The sequence below is a fragment of the Entomomonas sp. E2T0 genome, from assembly GCF_025985425.1.
Classification (GTDB): domain Bacteria; phylum Pseudomonadota; class Gammaproteobacteria; order Pseudomonadales; family Pseudomonadaceae; genus Entomomonas.
Genome location: NZ_CP094972.1, coordinates 2,950,011 through 2,967,587, shown reverse-complemented (window position 1 = coordinate 2,967,587; position 17,577 = coordinate 2,950,011). Strand labels below are relative to the sequence as shown.

Sequence of the window (17,577 nt, the reverse complement as noted above, 5' to 3'; positions counted from 1 at the left end):
AAGGTGGGCCTTTAGAATCTTTGGCAAGTTGCCTTATCTAAAATTAAATAGCATCAGCTATAATGTGCTATAGCTTAGAAGATTTTCTCTAACGTTAAACTTTCTGATATAATTATTGTTTTGATAGAACCCTTGGAAGTTTCCTCATGCAGCCTATGTTAACCATTGCATTACGTGCCGCCCGTAGTGCAGGCGAATATATTTTTAGAGCAACAGAACGTTTAGATAGTCTTAGCCCACAGCAAAAAGAAACGAATGATTATGTTTCTGAAATCGATAGAAATGCTGAAGAAATTATTATTACTGCTTTACAAAAAGCTTACCCTAATCATGGTATTTTGGCTGAAGAGCGCGGTTTGATAAAAGGAACAGCAGAAGGTGCTGACTATTTATGGATTATTGATCCGTTAGATGGAACCACTAATTTTTTACGTGGTGTTCCTCACTATGCAGTGAGTATTGCTTGCCAATATAAGGGGCGCTTAGAGCACGCTGTGGTGTTGGATCCTGTGCGTCAGGAGGAGTTTACTGCTTCTCGTGGTCGTGGGGCAGCAATGAATGGCAAACGTATTAGAGTAAGTGCTCGTAAAAGTTTAGAGGGTGCTTTATTGGCTACAGGTTTCCCATTTAAACAAGACCAATTAGATGGTTTAGATAGTTACTTAGCTATGTTTCGTGACTTAATAGGTGCTACTGCAGGTATACGTAGAGCTGGAGCGGCTAGTTTAGACTTGGCTTATGTAGCAGCAGGCCGCTATGATGCATTCTGGGAATCTGGTTTGTCGCAGTGGGATATGGCGGCAGGAGCATTATTAATTCAAGAAGCAGGTGGATTAATTAGTGACTTTAAAGGTGGTCATGACTTTTTAGAAAATGGCCAAGTAGTAACAGGCAATCCTAAATGTTTTAAAGCAGTTTTACAGACCATTCAGCCACATCTTCCTAAAAAATAGTATCTCTTGTATGGATTTGCTTTTTACGAGGCAAATCCATTTTTCCTTTTACATTCTTTAAGTATGCTATTAAAAGTTTAGCGTATTTATTCTAGTTGATTTATTACAATACATATTATTAGAAATTTGTATATAACACCTCATCAGGAAGTAGCTCTGACCATGCTGTAAATTGATGAGGATATACTATGAAAGTATTGTTAATTGATGGAGCAAAAGCATTTGCAGGCACACGAGGCAAATTGAATGACACTATGTGTGAAATTGCTAAAACAACATTAAAAGAATTCGGCCATGAAATGCAAGAAACGCGTATTGATAATGGTTATGATGTAGATGCCGAAGTGCAAAAGTTTTTGTGGGCAGAAATGATTATTTATCAAATGCCCGCATGGTGGATGGGGCCACCTTGGATTGTTAAAAAGTACATGGATGAAGTTTTTAATGCCGGTAATGGTATTTTTTATGAAGATGAAAAAGAAATATCCCCAGATCAATTAAAACCTTATGGTAAAACAGGTTTATTGCAGGGACGTCACTATATGTTGTCTGTTACGTGGAATGCACCAGCTGAAACTTTTTTAGAGTATGATCATTTTTTTGATGGACGAGGAGTGGATGCAGTTTACTTAGCTTTCCATAAGGCTCACCAGTTCTTAGGTTTAAAAGCATTACCTACTTTTTTAGCTGCTAATGTTGATAAAGACCCACATGTTGAGCAGCAAATAGCTGCTTATAAAACACGCTTATCTAGAGTAATTTGGATGATGGCGAAAAAGAATCTCCATGATTTGTAAAATTCTGTATTGATTTATAAGGCTAAATTTTATGTTTAGTCATATAGATAACAGATTTTTAGCGAGAGAATATTTATAATTAACATCATATTTTAAAGTATTTATTTTTGAGGTAATTGTGAAAATATTATTAATTAATGGTTCTCAAGTATTTGCTCATTCTGGTGGGCAACTTAACACAACTTTACATGAAGTGGCAGTTAAAACTTTGTCTGATTTAGGTCATCAAGTTAAAGAAACTCATATTGAAAAGGGTTATGATGATGCAGAAGAGGTAGAAAAAATACTGTGGGCTGATACCATTGTTTATCAAATGGCAGGTTGGTGGATGGGTACACCATGGAAAGTAAAAAAATATATGGATGATGTTTATACTGTTGGTCATGGAAAGCTATATAAAAATGATGGTCGTACACGTAGTGATCCCACCAAACAATATGGTACAGGTGGTATGTTAGAAGGTCGTTGTTACATGTTGTCAGTAACATGGAATGCGCCTGTAGAAGCGTTTGAAGAGTTTGGAAACTTTTTCGATGGCAGAGGGGTAGATGGCGTGTATTTTGCCTTCCATAAATCCCAGCAATTTTTAAGCCTATCAGCGTTACCTACCTTTATGGCGAATGATGTGATAAAAGAGCCAAATGTAGAGGCAACTACTGCTGCTTATAAAGCGCATTTGACAAAAGTTTTTGGAAAAGTGTAAATCTTTAAGCAATACCTTCATTTACTGATGTGGCTTGTTGGTGTTTTGCAGTTAGGTAAGTAATGATCATACCAATTGTGACACTACAAGCTAACATCAGTGCTGCTGGATAGGCAGTACCATTTTGTAACCAAGCAGTTAGACCTGATAAGCTTGCGGCAATAGCAAATTGTATCGTACCCATTAGTGCTGAAGCACTACCTGCTTGACGAGCGTCCACAGCCATAGCACAAGCAGTAATATTGGGTAGTAATACACCTAATGATCCCATAAAGATAATAATTGGAATGGTAAATAACCACACAGGGGCTTGTAGATAGTGAGCGAGTATCAATAAAAGCGCAGCAGTAAGTGATACCCAAAGTACTTTAGGAATCCAATAAATAGAGTTATGTTTAGCTAATAATAAATGGTTAAGTTGTGCAGATAACATAATACTTAATGAGTTAAGTGCGAATATCCAAGCATATTGAGTATTACTAAGACCGTGTAATTCAACAAATAAAAAATGAGAGCTGCCAATATAGATAAATAAGCCTGCTAATATAAAACCACTGACTATGCTATAACCTAGAAAGTTACGTTCTTTAAATAAATGTTGATATTGCTTGAAAGCACTGCTGAGTGGTGGGCGAGGAGCATTAGGTGGTAGTGTTTCAGGTAACCAAAATAGCGCAGTTATACCAATACTAATAGCAAAAATAAAACAAAAGTAAAAACTAGCATGCCAAGAAAAATAAACTAATAGTAAACTACCTAGTAAAGGCGCAACCATTGGTGTAATACCGTTAACTAACATAAGTTGCGAAAATACTTTGGCAGCTGTGTTAGGATCACAAAGATCTCTTACTACTGCCCTAGAAATAACCATTCCAGCACAGCCACCCAATGCTTGTAGAAAACGTAAAGTGATTAGCCAGTTAAGGCTAGAAGCTAATGCACAGCCTAATGAGGCAACAATAAATATACATGCCCCAACAATTAAAGGAGACTTTCGGCCTAGTTTATCAGTTAATGGGCCATATAATATTTGCCCTATTGCAAGACCAATAAGGTAAACAGAAAGACTAAGTTGGACATTGTCTGTTACTGTGTTGAAATCATTAGCTATTAAATCAAAAGAGGGTAGATATAAATCTATAGCTAGTGGTCCAAAAGCATTTAAACCTGCTAGGATTAGGATAATTCGTAAAGTCATTAACGCATTTTATAATAAAATGTAAAACTGTGCTGTACTAAATCATATAAATTACATACATCTTGTTTGTAAATAGATTAAAATAGTCATTCAAAATAAATAGAGGAACAACGATTAACTATGCGTCGAACTAAAGAAGAAGCTGAAAAAACAAAAATTGCGATTTTAGACGCAGCAGAAACCCTTTTTTTAAAGAAAGGGGTCTCAAAAACCAGTTTAGAAGAAATAGCGCGCGCAACAGGTATGACAAGAGGGGCCGTTTATTGGCACTTTAAAAATAAAGACCATTTGATTAATGAATTAATGAGTCAAATTTTTCAGCCAGTAGAACAGGTTTTTGAAGAGTTTATGGCAATGGAAGGCTCTGTTATCCATAAACTGTTTGGGTTATTTAAAAATATATTTGATGCGTTATCTAATGATGAAAAAACACGCAATATATTTACTATTTTATTAAGACGTTGTGAGTATACTGAGGAATTAAGTGAATCAGAGGCACGCTGCAATAATATGATAGAGGCATTTATTAGTCATTGTGCTGAGTTAATTAGTGAACCTGAAACTGCTAGCCGATTACGTTCTGATATTACTCCTGATTTAGCGGCTCACATGCTACATATTATGACTACAGGTGTTTTAAATGATTGGGCGCGTGATCCTAAACAGTTTTCTGAGGGTTATAATTCTGAAATTATTATCAAAGCATTTTTTCGTGGTATTTTTGTTGATTGGGAATAATACCAAACACAATATTTACAAGAAATAAGTGATTAAACTAGTAGTATTAACCTACTAGTTTAGTTCTAACCAAATAGGGCAGTGATCAGAAGGTTTTTCCATTCCTCTAATCTCATAATCAATGCCGGCAGCTTTAAGCCTATTCTGTAATGCGGTAGAAGCAAGAATTAAATCTATTCTTAGGCCACGTTTAGGGATATCCTCAAAACCACGACTACGATAGTCAAACCAGCTAAATTCATCATCAATATCTGGGTAAAGAGTACGAAAACTATCAATTAGTCCCCAATTTTTTAAATTACCCATCCATTCACGTTCTTCAGGTAAAAAACTACATTTTCCTGTACGTAACCAACGCTTAGCATTTTGCTCACCAATACCAATATCACAATCTTGTGGTGATATATTAAAATCTCCCATGATTAACAAGGGTTGTGTAGGAGACTGCTGGGCATTTAATAGCTGTAATAAATCAGCGTAAAATTTTTGTTTAGCAGGGAATTTTACAGGATGACTACGACTTTCGCCTTGTGGAAAGTAGCCATTCATAATAGTGATAGCCTGTCCTTGTGAGTCCTCATAAACACCTGCAATAAAACGGCATTGCGCACCCTCCACATCCGTAGGAAAACCACAATACGTTTTTAATGGTGGGCGTAATGATAGTAAGGCTACCCCATAATGGCCTTTTTGGCCATGATACTCCACATGATAGCCAAGATTTTGGATATCTTCTAAAGGGAATTGTGGGTTATCTACTTTAGTTTCCTGTAAGCCAATAATATCAGGTTGATACTTATCAATAATGGCTTTTAATTGATGGGGACGAGCGCGTAACCCATTAATATTAAATGATATAATTTTCACAATAATAACTTTTATTTAATAAGACTTAAAAATTCAGCACGTGTTGTCGCTTTTTCACGAAATGCACCCAACATAACCGAAGTGGTCATTGTTGAATTTTGTTTTTCAACACCACGCATCATCATACACATATGCTTTGCTTCAATAACTACAGCTACACCCAATGCTCCTGTGATTTTTTCAATGGCATTGGCTACTTCATGAGTTAAGTTTTCTTGAATTTGTAGGCGTCTCGCATACATATCAACAATACGGGCTATTTTAGATAAACCTAATACCTTACCATTGGGTAAGTAGGCGACATGTGCTTTACCAATAAAGGGTAACAGATGGTGTTCGCAGAGTGAGTAAAGTTCTATATCTTTGACTAATACAATTTCACTATTATCAGAGGTGAATAAGGCACCACCCACTACTTCTTCTAACGTTTGTTGATAACCTTTACAAAGATATTGCATCGCTTTAGCGGCACGTTTTGGAGTATCTATTAATCCTTCACGCTGAGGGTTTTCCCCAAGTTCTGTTAGGATAGCTGTATAGTGTTGTTGCAAGGACATGAGATTTCCCATTTAAGGTATTAAATTAAAGTGTTAATAGTACCTCAATCTGTTTATTGATAAAACTCAAATTTTATATTAATTGTTCAGTGAAAATATCAATGGTTAATATATTTATCCTTGTATAATAAAGATATAGGATGTAGTAATGATGCTAAATAATTAGGAGAACTTCATGACGGGATTACCTAAAAATATTGTTATTTTAACAGGAGCAGGTATTTCTGCTGAATCAGGTATTGATACTTTCCGAGATGAAGGAGGAATATGGGATAATCATCGTATTGAAGATGTTTGCACGCCTGAAGCATTTAAGCGAAATCCTGAGTTAGTACAAGAGTTCTATAATGTGCGACGTGCAGCTTTGTTATCTCCAGAAATAAAGCCAAATGCTGCTCACTATGCCATTGCGGAGTTACAAAATGAACATTCAGGAACCGTAACAGTTATTACGCAGAATATTGATAATTTACATGAGCGTGCAGGTTCCACAAAAGTTATTCATATGCATGGTGAATTATTAAAAGCACGTTGTATCAAAACAGGGCGTTGTTATGATTGGAATACTAATATTGAACAGAGTGATATCTGTCCTTGTTGTCATACTAAAAACACATTACGTCCTCATATAGTCTGGTTTGGTGAAGTGCCTTTAATGATGGATGAGATTTATAAAGCAATAGAGAAGGTAGACTTATTTGTTGCTATTGGTACTTCTGGCAGTGTTTATCCTGCTGCTAGTTTTGTAACAGAGGCAAATGCTAGGGATGCAGATACTTTGGAGATTAACTTAAAGCCGGGTCAAAATCAGAGTTTATTCAAACGCGCTATTTATGGTTTAGCTACAGAAAAAGTGCCTTTTTGGGTAGAAAGTTTGTTAAAAAATAACGTTAGTCGTCGTTATCCTGGGCTGACTAAAAAGAAATTTGATTAATGTCAGGTATTTATTAACTAATAATGGCTTTTAAATTATTGATTAAATATCAGTGGGTTATAAGTTTTTTGATTATTAATAATATTGTATCGCTAGATGAAATCAGTTATTGTTTTGTGATATGATAATAGCTTATTAAAGGATTGAAATTAGCATTTATATAACGCTATCAATCATGGTCTTTAGTAGTTCAGTAGTTATAAGTTCATTTTATATAACCCACTGTTTATTTGCTAAATAGTGGGTTATATGATGTTGATAGTATCTATTATCTGAATGGTTTATAGATTGTAAAATGGTTGTGTATATATTGTAATAATTACTATGGATGGTAACAAAAAAAATAATTGTGAGTTTATTGAGCTTAGGAATAAGTGAATAATTTATAAAGAGAAATCACTATGCAGAAAAAACCAATATATAAGTCTTTATATTTCCAAGTCATTGTTGCCATTGTAATTGGTATATTATTAGGACATTTTTCCCCCACTATAGTCGATCCTGTAACCAATGCTGTGGTCGAAAAAGGATGGGGTGAAGCAATGAAACCATTAGGGGATGGTTTTATTAAATTGATTAAAATGGTTATTGCTCCCATTATTTTCTGTACTGTAGTTAGTGGTATTGCTGGTATGGAAAGTATGAAATCAGTGGGTAAAACAGGTGGTATAGCTATTCTTTATTTTGAAATAGTTTCAACTGTTGCATTAGTCATTGGTTTAATTATTGTGAATGTTGTACAACCAGGTGTTGGCATGAATGTAGATGCATCAACGCTGGATATTAAAGGCGTTCAACAATATATTGGTAAAGAACAAAGTACTATTGAGTTTATTATGCATATCATCCCTAATACTGTAGTGGGTGCTTTTGCTAGTGGTGAAATATTACAGGTTTTATTCTTTGCAGTATTATTTGGTTTTGCTTTACATCGCTTAGGGGATTTTGGTAAACAACTATTAAATATGATTGATCAAATTGCTCATGCTATGTTTAATGTAGTTAATATGATCATGAAATTAGCACCTATAGGGGCATTTGGTGCTATGGCCTTTACCATTGGTCGTTATGGTATTAGTACCTTGTGGCAGTTAGGGCAATTAATGCTTTGTTTCTATGCTACTTGTTTAATCTTTATTTTCTTTGTATTAGGTGCTATTGCACGCTACAGTGGTTTTAGTATTACTAAGTTAATTCGTTTAATCAGAGAAGAGTTATTAATTGTATTGGGTACTTCTTCTTCTGAGTCTGTATTACCTCGTATGTTAAAGAAAATGGAAATAGCAGGTTGTCACAAATCAGTGGTAGGTCTAGTTATTCCAACAGGTTATTCTTTTAATCTTGATGGTACGTCTATTTATTTAACAATGGCGGCTATTTTCGTTGCACAGGCTACAAATACACCACTAGACTTAATGCATCAAATTACCTTATTACTGGTATTGTTGCTTTCCTCTAAAGGTGCTGCTGCTGTAACAGGTGGTGGTTTTATTGTGTTAGCCGCAACCTTGTCGGCAGTAGGGCATATTCCTGTAGCAGGTATTGCACTTATCCTAGGTATCGATCGTTTTATGTCAGAAGCACGTGCACTAACTAACTTAGTGGGTAATGCATTAGCGACGGTGGTAGTGGCTAAATACTGTGGTCAGTTGGATGTGGAAAAACTAAATTATGCATTAACTAATCCAGCAGAAGTTGATCAACAAATGGCGACTGCTGTAAGATAATTAAGTTTTATTGAAGTTAAAAGTGGATAATATCTTGGTGTATTATCCATTTTTTTTGGCAATTAAAATTAACCTAAAATTAAGTATATTTGTATATATTATTGTTGCTTATATACAGTAGGGTGATCACTTGTGAAGAAGAATATATTTTATAAAAGCGTTTTATTAGTTATGAGTATGATTCTAGGGAATAGTTTTGCTCAGAATATACAACAAGCAGATTATCAAGAAGTTGCAAAGCTTAATCAATATTTCCAAGAGCAGGATAAAGTTGTTGCCAGTAAAATCGATTTTACTAGTTTTATGAAACTAGCTGAGGAAGTAGAACAGTATAGGGCTAACAGATTATTAGGTTTAGATGATTTTTTAGCAAAGGCAAAACAGCCTAATACTGTTATTTTAGATTCTCGTTCTAAAGCAATGTATGATAGAAAACACTTAAAAGGTGCTATCCATTTAAACTATTCTGATTATAATCAAATCAGTTTATATCAACTAATTCCTGATAAAAATACCACTATTCTTATTTATTGTAATAATAATTTTATTGACGACCAGCAGAGCTTTGCTAGCAAAATGGCAGTAATACCAAAGGATTTGGATGGTAAACAAACTTATGCTAATAATCTTACGCTCGCCTTAAATATTCCTACTTTTATTAATTTGTATGGTTATGGCTATCGTAATGTCTATGAGTTAGCTGATTTAGTATCAGTTAATGATAAACGTCTTCAATTCGAGGGAACAGCTGTTACTACAGTTGAAGAAAATATTAAGCAAAGCATAATTAATTCAATTGTCCAATAACTTACTATATCCTTCTTGATAGCTAGCATAATAGGGGGTCCAGCCTGTTGTTTTTGCTAGCTTATTAGAGAGTCTTTTACTACCTACACGACGCTCACTGTACTCATCAGCAAGTTCAGTGATATTTAGTTTATTTCTTATCCAAGCCAATGTTTCTTGAATAGGTGCTGGATTATCGTCAACGCCAATATAGTAATTATTTAATATATTACCCGTTTGCTGATATTGAATTAGCTGTTGTATAAGGTTTGCAGCATCCTCAATATGAATTCTATTAGCATAAAGAGGAGGCTGATCGGGATAATGTACGCCCTGTTTAGCCTGATTAATTAGGTAAGTACGATTAGGTCCATAAATACCTGACAAACGTACACAGGTGCTAGCTAGATTACTTTGCAATGCTAATTGTTCCATAGCTAACATGGTTTTACCCTGTACATTATCAGGAGTAGTTGGGCTATTCTCATCAAGCCATTGTCCATCATTTTGCGCATAAACCGCTGTACTAGAAATAACAAACAGTCTTTTAGGTACTTGTTGGCATTGTTGCAACCAATTTAGAGTATTTTGTAGGCCTTTATAATAGAGGTCATAATATTGATTATGCTCAGCCTTACTAGGGGCTACACAATATACAATATAGTCCAAATGATGTTGTGGCCAATTTATTGGTAAGTTTTCTTGGTATAAGTCAAGACCTATACCTGAGATTGCATTCGGTAGTTGGCTGATATTTCTTCTCGCACCATAAACTTGCCAACTTTCATTGGCCATCTTTATACCTAGTCGTGTACCTAAATCACCACAGCCTATAATAAGTAAAGAGGGTTGTTTATTGTTCATTGTCAGTGGTTCTTCTTTGTTGTATATAGAATAGTATCCATATTAGTAATGCAACTGTGGCAGTTGTAGCTCCAACAATGGTAACACCAATCCAACCAAAATGAGCAAAAATCCATGTAGAGCTCAGCGAGCCTGTAGCACCACCTATAAAATAACACAGCATATAACAAGCATTTAAACGATTTCTGGAATCAGGGTTTATTTTATACACTTGATTCATGGTAGTAACATGAATAGATTGCACAGCTAAGTCTAATATTAAAATACCAATAATTAATAAAGTCACCGAAAAAGCTGTAAAAGCCAAGGGCAGCCAAGAGGCAATTAATAAAATAAAGCCTAGTGTAATGACTAAATTGCTTTTACCATGATCTGCTAATTTACCAGCATAAGGGGCCATTAATGCGCCTGCTGCACCAATTAAACCAAATAGACCAATGACTAAATCACTATAGTTATAAGTATCAGCTAAGATAAGAGCAATGGGTGTCCATAACAGACTAAATACAGCAAAGTTTAGCGCGCCCAATAGTCCATATACAATTAACTTGGGGTATTTAATAAATTGCCCTATGGTAGAAATAAGTAAATGGTGGTAAGCCATTTTAGTGGAGGCTGGATAGCGAGGAAGTGTTTTTAATAATAAAATGATGATAATAAATAAAGTAACCGCCGCAATAAAATAAATGGTACGCCAACTTCCTATATATGAACAAAATCCAGCTGCTGTTCTTGCTAATAATATTCCTAGCAATAAGCCACTCATAATAGTGCCTACTACTTTTCCTCGTTCAGTGGGTGAGGCTAAACTAGCAGCAAAGGGCACAATAACCTGTGCAACTACAGCAAAGAAACCAGTTATTGCCGTACCAATTAATAACCATGTCATATTCTGTGCAGTGGCAGAAACCAGTAGACCTAACATTGAGGTGAGGGACATACTTACAATAAGTCCTCGTCTTTCAATAAGGTCTCCTAAAGGCACCAAAAATAATAATCCTGCTGCATAGGATAATTGAGCAACAGTAATAATAACGCCTGTACTACTAAGAGGAATATGCAAATCATTCCCTATAGTATTCAATAATGGTTGAGCGTAGTAGTTACTAGCTACGCTTACTCCAGTTGCGATTGATAATAGCAATACAAACCAAGAGGAGAGAGGTTTGATGGAAGTCATATAAGTATTTCTATTTAAAAATTAATTGATTGTTTGTAGGAGTAAATGTAAAGACTATGATTAATAAAATAATGCTTATGATACTCATAAATATCTAAGCTAAGGCAAGTGAACTAAAGTATTGTAATATGATACCAGTAATCAAGGGAAATAAGGAGGTGTTTAAATAACCAATGCCTTGTAGAAAAACTTCTAACTCATATTGGTTTGCTCTGGAGTATTAAGATTATCCATAATGACAAAAAAAGGTTATCAACTAGTTAAGTCTATTTCGGAACCTTATGTTGCATACCCACATAAGATTGTCAGTTATTTATACCAACAAGAACATTTAACAGTACCATTATAAAAGCTAATAAAACATTGATAATGAATTAGTAGATAAAAGTAACAAAAAAGTGGGCGTTAATTAGTAAAAATATTATTATAATCACTAAAAGTAGAATGGAGATATTAGAATGCGGATAACATTAATTTTTACTATGGTTTTAGCTACATTGGTGGCTTGTAGCAGTACTTCTCCTGAGAAAAGATATCAAATGGGGCCATGGGATGGTTTATTTGGCGTTCAAATGGGCATTACTAAGGAACAAATAGAACGTTATTCTCCTTTAGCAGGTCTTGGTAATGATGGGCAAACCTTTGCTGGTAATGCATTACCTAATAGTTATGGTTATCAATTTGAGTCTATTGTATACACTATTAATTCCATAGAAGGGTTATGTGCATTATCTGTAGTTAGTGCAAGTGATGATGATACTGCTCAAATACGCTATAAAATAGAAGATCTTTATGGTAAACCAACAATTGAACGTCCTAATAAATATGTCACTTGGGATAAAAAGAATATGACTCCTGCTGCGGTAATAGTGATTAATTATGCACCTAACAATAATGTTATTAAGGTTTTTTATCCTAATGCTGATCGCTGCCGATTACTTTAAATAATATATTGATTATTAGTCACACTCAATTTTAGATTTTATGTTGCTGTAAAAGCTAAAGAGGTAACTTTTGACTACTAGAACATTAGTTGTAGGTGCTGGTATCATAGGGTTGTTAACTGCTTATACCTTAGCAAAGGAAGGCATAGAAGTTATTTTGTTAGAGAGAAATAGTGCTGTAGGAAGAGAGTCTTCATGGGCAGGTGGTGGTATTATTTCTCCATTATTTCCTTGGCGACAACACTCCTCCATCACTAGTTTAGTCAATGTTTCGCAAGATAATTATCTAGCGTTTATCACTGAGTTAAAAAGCCTTTCAAACATTGATCCAGAGTATTATATAACGGGATTATATTGGTTAAATTTAGAAGATGAGCAACAGGCACTGGACTGGGCTCAGCAATACCAACGACCACTTAATAAAGTGGATATTGTTGAGGTTGAACGAGCTGTTAGTGTTTTAGGAAGTGGTTTTACCTCTGCTATCTATATGGATAATGTAGCTAATATCCGTAACCCACGATTAATTAGGGCATTACATAGTATTCTAGTTAATATGCCTAATGTACATATTCAAGAAAATTGTATGTTTACTGATATTATTCAACAGGGAGGGCGTGTTATTGGTGTTCATACAAGCCGCCAAGATTATTATGCTGATAATGTTGTAATCTGTACAGGAGCATGGTTAGGCAATTGGTTGCATTCCTTAGGGCTTAATATATCGGTAAAACCTGCTAAAGGACAAATGATTTTGTTTAAATGTGCAGAGAATTTTTTACCCACTATTGTTTTAGCTAATGGGCGTTATGCTATTCCTCGTCGTGATGGACATATTTTAGTGGGGAGTACAATGGAATATGTTGGTTACGATAATGAACCTACATTAGAAGTGCAGGAAAGCCTTCGACAATCAGCTATAGAGATGCTGCCTGAGTTGGCTAAAGCACAAGTGATACAACATTGGTCAGGGCTTAGACCAGCAGCGCCTGAAGGTGTTCCTTATATTGGGGAGGTGCCAGATTATCCCGGTCTATGGTTAAATTGTGGGCATTTCCGTAATGGTTTTGTTTTAGCACCTGCTTCATGTCAGCTATTAACAGATTTAATGTTAGATAGACAGCAAATAGTAGATGCTAATCCTTATTTACCAGTTAATAGGCTTTAAAATATTAGTTAATAGTGATTAAATAATATGAGTAACATCATATATTTTATAGGCAATAGCAGACAACATAGTAATAGCACCTAACCACATAATAGCTATCCCCCAATTATATTGACGGAAATTAAAGCCAAAACCTAATAAACAACAGGCAGTAATCAGTAAAATAAGCACTATCTCAAAAGTTGTCATTGTTTTATCCTTATTTTTTCGGTAACGGTGTTAATAAATTAGCAGGTGGAATTTTTCCTTCTAATTTTTGACCTAATAAAGTCTCAATATTAGGTAATATAAAAATATCATCCTCTCCTATTAGACTAATAGAGATACCTTTAGTTCCTGCTCGGCCAGTACGGCCTATACGATGTACATAATCATCAGGAGTTTCTGGTAGATTATAGTTAATGACATGGCTGATACCATCAATGTGGATACCTCGGCCAGCTACATCGGTAGCAATCAATACCGCGATTTTGCCTGCTCTAAATTTTTCTAATGTTTGTACACGTTTGTTCTGTGCAACCTCTCCTGACAATAGGGCAGTGCTAATGCCTTGGTATTTCAGTTGTTTTTCAATATCTCGTACTTGGTCACGACGATTAGCAAAAACAATAACACGTTGCCAATTGTTTTGTTGTATTAGGTTATAGAGTAAAGTAAGTTTATCAGTTTCAGATACGGCATATATGTGTTGCTCAATAGTATCACTGGCAACAGTTTCTGGCGTTATCTCAACAATAGCAGGATCAGTGGTCCATTGTTTAGCCAAATCCATTACATCATCAGTGAAAGTGGCTGAGAAAAATAGGGTTTGTCTATCTCGTTTGTGAGGCGTATGGCGAATAATTTGTCTTACTTGAGGAATAAAACCCATATCTAACATTCGATCAGCTTCATCAAGAACAAGTATTTCTAACATGTCTAAATGAATTTCATTACGCTGCTGAAAATCCAATAAACGACCAGGTGTTGCTACCAAAATATCACAATAATTGCTCTCTATTTGCCTTAATTGCTTGTTAAAGTCCATGCCACCAACAAAACTCATCACATTAAGGGATGTGTATTTTGTTAATGTCTGTGCCTCTTTAGCTATTTGTATAACGAGTTCTCTAGTAGGGGCGATGATTAGAGCTCTGGGTTCCCCCATATAGCGTTCAGTAGGTGGAGAGGTTTCTTCTAGTTGAGCAATAATAGAAATAAGAAAAGCAGCCGTTTTACCTGTACCAGTTTGTGCTTGTCCTATACAATCTAGCCCTTTTAAGGTATGGCCTAGTACACCTGCTTGAATAGGTGTGCAATAAGTGAAACCAAGATCGTATATGGCATGCATTAGAGAGTTTGATAGGAATAAGTCATGAAAACGAGTCTTGCCCGCTTGTGGTTCTACAACAAAGTCTTCTACCTGCCATTCCATTAATAGGGTACTTGTTTGCTTTTTGTTTGTTGATTGTTGTTTTTTAACACGAAGCTTTTTATGAGGTGTTTTTTTCTGTTTATTATTGTGTTGTGAAGCGTTTTCAGATGGAGCTTTATTAGCCACTTGTTGAGGGGGAGTAGCTTGTTTTTTAGTAAAAAAACTTTTTAATGCTTTTAGCAAAGTATTTATTCCATTTATTAAGTAATAACTTCTGTATTTTAACGTAGATTAGCATTATCTGCACTATGCTAATGCTTTTTTAAAGTAAACTATTAGTTTGATTATAATATATTTCTTGGTAGTATCTTTTAATATGTATCATTAATTAGTTGTAAACAATTAGCTTAATTAGCTGGGATTATTTATAGTATGCTTTTTTATCAGCATATATAAAGGCAAAAACTATGAAATTAAAGTTATTAGTTGTGGCAACAATGCTTACTTGTGCAACAGCGTGGGCAGAAAAGACGCCAAGTACGCCAACATTAACAAAAGAAGCTGTTTTACAAGAATTAAAAACGGGTTGTTTACAAAGTGGTAATACTGAAAAATCTTGCGACTGTTCCATTAAAAACTTTGATGACAAGTTAGCAAAAGAAGAGTGGGATTTATTATTAACACCACCACAAAGCATTACTCAAGAAGATATTACTAAGTTTAAAAATGTTGAGACTAAAATGCTTCAAGTAGTAAATGATTGTGGTGCAAATAAGCAATAGTCTATATAGAATGAAATAAATAAAGCAGCTTAGGCTGCTTTATTTATTTGAGGCAAAATTCATTTCATGGTCTTCAATTAATACTTGTGGAATATTTAATTTATGACCATAGATAACTGAATAGAACAATACATTTTGCACATATTGACGGGTTTCATTAAACGGTATGGTTTCTATCCATACATCAAAATCTACGTTGTTAGAATTTTGTAGCCATTGTCTCACTCTGCCTGGGCCAGCATTATAGGCGGCGGAAGCTAAGATGCGATTGTTCTGAAAGCGTCCATACATTTGACCTAAGAAAGCGGTACCTAATTGTATATTAGTATTAGGGTTTAATGCCTCTTGAGGTTTTGCTAATGGGATATCAAATTTCTTGGCAGTCTCTTTTGCTGTAGCAGGCATAAGTTGCATTAATCCCATAGCACCAGCATGTGACTTAATCCGATCATTAAATGCACTTTCTTGACGCATAATAGCAAAAGCCCAGTTAGGACTAATGCTCCTATTATCAGCCTCTTTAACCAGAATATCTTTATAAGCAATAGGGAAACGGATAGTTAAATCATCCCAATAACTAGTAATAGCCAAGGTACGTATCGCGTAGAAATAAAGATTCATATCATAGGCTAACTGTGAAAGGGCAAGCATCTCTTGTTTAGAAAGATTGCGTGTGAGGTTATGCCATTCAATCCAAGCTTCGTTATCCATTCCCTTATACAAGTACTCTATAGCTCTTTGTATGGCAGGCATATTCTTTATTCTTAGCACCATACTATTATTAACAATAATAGGCTGATGGTTAAATTGATAGTCAGCATTAACTCGTTGCGCAGCTAAAAAGCCGTAAAAATCTCTTTCTTGGGCTAGCTTGTTATACTGTTCTATAATTTGGGGGGCTTTAGGGTCTATATATTGTGCTACCCTAATTTTCCAATACTTCCAACGATTAGTTTGGGCTAATTGCTCAGGTAAGCGATTAATTAAGTCTTGCGCTTGTTGCCAACGGCCTAATCGTAGTAATAATCTTACATGCCATTCGCTTACATCATCATGATCTAGGTTGGCATCATATTTTGCTAAAATTGGTAATGCTCGATCGTCATAACGACGTGCAAAAGTTAAGCCTATATCGTTAGCTAAAGCGACTTTTTGGTCATCAGAAAATTGTAAACGAGTTCCATAGTATTGTAGTAATGATAATGCTTGTTCTGGATCTTGGCGTGCTAAACGTCTTAACCCTAAACCAACAATATCACCAGTAATTTTATCTTTACCCTGAAAGTTTTGGGTTTTAGCGATTAATGTAGGGTTTTTTGCGACATAGGTAAACTCTTTACCTTGCTCAGTTAATGAAGCAGGTAATAATCCTACAATATGATTAGCTAGTCTATACTCCTTTGCTTCAAGAGCCATTTTTAGACGCTGCCAACGTATATCAGCAGTCATTTTGCCTTGTTTTTTCCAATAATTGAATACTACATCACAAGCATTGGGTTGGGAATGAGGTTTTAACCAGAGTTTTTCAGCTAATTCATTTGCTTTAGTTGTTTGTTTATTTTGATAGAGGTATTGTCCGTAAAAACAATCAAGCTCAGAAAAGGTATCAGGTTGGTAATACTTTAAGAAAGTATTCCAATCACCTCTTTCCGCCACTAGGCGTAACCAACGCATTTCTAACCAGCGTGTTTGTGGTAAATCTTGGTGCTTTTTTACAAACAGTATAACTTCCTTATCAGAGGCGAGTTTTATACGTTTGTTGAGTTCTAAGTAGGCAAGATAGGGTTCTAATGGGTAACCTTGTAATGCTTTTTTATGGCTATAGTAAACAAGCGGATTATTTTTATCTAATGCAACTTTTGCTTGATCAAAATAGTTACGTTGCTCTTCTAAAGTGGCTGCTTGCAAAGTAAAGCTGGCTAATAATAAGCAGCTTACTGTAGACACATAGCGAATCAATGCGTTAGCCATAATAGTGTTAGACCTTTATATTTCATGAAAATACTATAGCTTACCTTGCTAATT

At 35.1% G+C, this 17,577-nt stretch carries 18 protein-coding genes; 10 read left to right on the top strand and 8 right to left on the bottom strand.

What is annotated here, in order from left to right; genetic code table 11:
- Positions 1 to 146 precede the first annotated feature (146 nt).
- The 3 genes from MTZ49_RS14130 (at position 147) to MTZ49_RS14120 (ending at position 2,453) form a co-directional block, all read left to right on the top strand.
- Positions 147 to 953 (top strand): inositol monophosphatase family protein, encoded by an 807-nt coding sequence (locus MTZ49_RS14130; RefSeq protein WP_264746096.1) that lies wholly within the window; start codon positions 147 to 149, stop codon positions 951 to 953.
- Positions 954 to 1,141: 188 nt separating this feature from the next.
- On the top strand, positions 1,142 to 1,750 hold the full coding sequence (locus MTZ49_RS14125; RefSeq protein WP_264746095.1) for an NAD(P)H-dependent oxidoreductase: 609 nt from the start codon (positions 1,142 to 1,144) through the stop codon (positions 1,748 to 1,750).
- A gap of 118 nt (positions 1,751 to 1,868) precedes the next feature.
- Positions 1,869 to 2,453, top strand: coding sequence for an NAD(P)H-dependent oxidoreductase (locus MTZ49_RS14120; protein ID WP_413774156.1), 585 nt, complete (start codon positions 1,869 to 1,871; stop codon positions 2,451 to 2,453).
- A 4-nt stretch (positions 2,454 to 2,457) separates the two neighbouring features.
- Here MTZ49_RS14120 and MTZ49_RS14115 read toward each other — a convergent pair whose 3' ends face one another.
- Entirely contained in the window at positions 2,458 to 3,651 is a 1,194-nt protein-coding gene (locus MTZ49_RS14115; protein WP_264746094.1) for a multidrug effflux MFS transporter, read from the bottom strand.
- 120 nt (positions 3,652 to 3,771) lie between these two features.
- Between MTZ49_RS14115 and MTZ49_RS14110 the strand changes: the two genes are divergently transcribed.
- The gene (locus MTZ49_RS14110; protein ID WP_264746093.1) at positions 3,772 to 4,389 is read left to right on the top strand and encodes a TetR family transcriptional regulator; all 618 of its coding nucleotides are present in this window, start codon (positions 3,772 to 3,774) and stop codon (positions 4,387 to 4,389) included.
- A gap of 54 nt (positions 4,390 to 4,443) precedes the next feature.
- Here MTZ49_RS14110 and xthA read toward each other — a convergent pair whose 3' ends face one another.
- Together xthA and folE are read right to left on the bottom strand one after the other, a co-directional pair.
- Positions 4,444 to 5,256: an exodeoxyribonuclease III gene (gene xthA, locus MTZ49_RS14105; protein WP_264746092.1), complete on the bottom strand. Its 813-nt coding sequence runs from the start codon at positions 5,254 to 5,256 to the stop codon at positions 4,444 to 4,446.
- A gap of 11 nt (positions 5,257 to 5,267) precedes the next feature.
- Complete coding sequence (gene folE / locus MTZ49_RS14100; RefSeq protein WP_264746091.1) at positions 5,268 to 5,813, bottom strand: GTP cyclohydrolase I FolE; 546 nt, start codon at positions 5,811 to 5,813, stop codon at positions 5,268 to 5,270.
- A gap of 175 nt (positions 5,814 to 5,988) precedes the next feature.
- Between folE and cobB the strand changes: the two genes are divergently transcribed.
- The 3 genes from cobB (at position 5,989) to MTZ49_RS14085 (ending at position 9,281) form a co-directional block, all read left to right on the top strand.
- Positions 5,989 to 6,747: a Sir2 family NAD+-dependent deacetylase gene (gene cobB / locus MTZ49_RS14095; protein WP_264746090.1), complete on the top strand. Its 759-nt coding sequence runs from the start codon at positions 5,989 to 5,991 to the stop codon at positions 6,745 to 6,747.
- A gap of 401 nt (positions 6,748 to 7,148) precedes the next feature.
- Positions 7,149 to 8,474: a dicarboxylate/amino acid:cation symporter gene (locus MTZ49_RS14090; RefSeq protein WP_264746089.1), complete on the top strand. Its 1,326-nt coding sequence runs from the start codon at positions 7,149 to 7,151 to the stop codon at positions 8,472 to 8,474.
- 132 nt (positions 8,475 to 8,606) lie between these two features.
- Entirely contained in the window at positions 8,607 to 9,281 is a 675-nt protein-coding gene (locus tag MTZ49_RS14085; protein ID WP_264746088.1) for a rhodanese-like domain-containing protein, read from the top strand.
- Here the strand turns inward: MTZ49_RS14085 and MTZ49_RS14080 are convergent.
- On the bottom strand, positions 9,267 to 10,124 hold the full coding sequence (locus tag MTZ49_RS14080) for an NAD-dependent epimerase/dehydratase family protein (RefSeq protein WP_264746087.1): 858 nt from the start codon (positions 10,122 to 10,124) through the stop codon (positions 9,267 to 9,269). The two genes, MTZ49_RS14085 and MTZ49_RS14080, sit on opposite strands and share 15 nt — an antisense overlap.
- Positions 10,114 to 11,304 (bottom strand): MFS transporter, encoded by a 1,191-nt coding sequence (locus MTZ49_RS14075; protein ID WP_264746086.1) that lies wholly within the window; start codon positions 11,302 to 11,304, stop codon positions 10,114 to 10,116. The genes MTZ49_RS14080 and MTZ49_RS14075 overlap by 11 nt, the downstream gene beginning before the upstream one ends.
- A gap of 458 nt (positions 11,305 to 11,762) precedes the next feature.
- Between MTZ49_RS14075 and MTZ49_RS14070 the strand changes: the two genes are divergently transcribed.
- Together MTZ49_RS14070 and thiO are read left to right on the top strand one after the other, a co-directional pair.
- Entirely contained in the window at positions 11,763 to 12,248 is a 486-nt protein-coding gene (locus tag MTZ49_RS14070; RefSeq protein WP_264746085.1) for a hypothetical protein, read from the top strand.
- A 70-nt stretch (positions 12,249 to 12,318) separates the two neighbouring features.
- Positions 12,319 to 13,416, top strand: coding sequence for a glycine oxidase ThiO (thiO, locus tag MTZ49_RS14065; RefSeq protein WP_264746084.1), 1,098 nt, complete (start codon positions 12,319 to 12,321; stop codon positions 13,414 to 13,416).
- Positions 13,417 to 13,434: 18 nt separating this feature from the next.
- Here thiO and MTZ49_RS14060 read toward each other — a convergent pair whose 3' ends face one another.
- Both MTZ49_RS14060 and rhlB read right to left on the bottom strand, forming a co-directional pair.
- Entirely contained in the window at positions 13,435 to 13,605 is a 171-nt protein-coding gene (locus MTZ49_RS14060) for a hypothetical protein (protein WP_264746083.1), read from the bottom strand.
- Positions 13,606 to 13,615: 10 nt separating this feature from the next.
- Complete coding sequence (gene rhlB / locus MTZ49_RS14055) at positions 13,616 to 15,013, bottom strand: ATP-dependent RNA helicase RhlB (RefSeq protein WP_264746082.1); 1,398 nt, start codon at positions 15,011 to 15,013, stop codon at positions 13,616 to 13,618.
- 224 nt (positions 15,014 to 15,237) lie between these two features.
- On the opposite strand from rhlB, the gene MTZ49_RS14050 reads away from it, so the two are divergent.
- Positions 15,238 to 15,552, top strand: a complete 315-nt coding sequence (locus MTZ49_RS14050) for a hypothetical protein (protein WP_264746081.1) — start codon at positions 15,238 to 15,240, stop codon at positions 15,550 to 15,552.
- A 39-nt stretch (positions 15,553 to 15,591) separates the two neighbouring features.
- Here MTZ49_RS14050 and MTZ49_RS14045 read toward each other — a convergent pair whose 3' ends face one another.
- The gene (locus tag MTZ49_RS14045) at positions 15,592 to 17,523 is read right to left on the bottom strand and encodes a transglycosylase SLT domain-containing protein (protein WP_264746080.1); all 1,932 of its coding nucleotides are present in this window, start codon (positions 17,521 to 17,523) and stop codon (positions 15,592 to 15,594) included.
- Positions 17,524 to 17,577 lie beyond the last annotated feature (54 nt).

Coding starts and splice junctions, on each gene's coding strand:
- MTZ49_RS14130 (WP_264746096.1), top strand. CDS start 147: ATGCAGCCTATGTTAACCATTGCATTACGTGCCGCCCGTAGTGCAGGC.
- MTZ49_RS14125 (WP_264746095.1), top strand. CDS start 1,142: ATGAAAGTATTGTTAATTGATGGAGCAAAAGCATTTGCAGGCACACGA.
- MTZ49_RS14115 (WP_264746094.1), bottom strand. CDS start 3,651: ATGACTTTACGAATTATCCTAATCCTAGCAGGTTTAAATGCTTTTGGA.
- MTZ49_RS14110 (WP_264746093.1), top strand. CDS start 3,772: ATGCGTCGAACTAAAGAAGAAGCTGAAAAAACAAAAATTGCGATTTTA.
- folE (WP_264746091.1), bottom strand. CDS start 5,813: ATGTCCTTGCAACAACACTATACAGCTATCCTAACAGAACTTGGGGAA.
- cobB (WP_264746090.1), top strand. CDS start 5,989: ATGACGGGATTACCTAAAAATATTGTTATTTTAACAGGAGCAGGTATT.
- MTZ49_RS14090 (WP_264746089.1), top strand. CDS start 7,149: ATGCAGAAAAAACCAATATATAAGTCTTTATATTTCCAAGTCATTGTT.
- MTZ49_RS14080 (WP_264746087.1), bottom strand. CDS start 10,124: ATGAACAATAAACAACCCTCTTTACTTATTATAGGCTGTGGTGATTTA.
- MTZ49_RS14075 (WP_264746086.1), bottom strand. CDS start 11,304: ATGACTTCCATCAAACCTCTCTCCTCTTGGTTTGTATTGCTATTATCA.
- MTZ49_RS14070 (WP_264746085.1), top strand. CDS start 11,763: ATGCGGATAACATTAATTTTTACTATGGTTTTAGCTACATTGGTGGCT.
- MTZ49_RS14060 (WP_264746083.1), bottom strand. CDS start 13,605: ATGACAACTTTTGAGATAGTGCTTATTTTACTGATTACTGCCTGTTGT.
- MTZ49_RS14050 (WP_264746081.1), top strand. CDS start 15,238: ATGAAATTAAAGTTATTAGTTGTGGCAACAATGCTTACTTGTGCAACA.
- MTZ49_RS14045 (WP_264746080.1), bottom strand. CDS start 17,523: ATGGCTAACGCATTGATTCGCTATGTGTCTACAGTAAGCTGCTTATTA.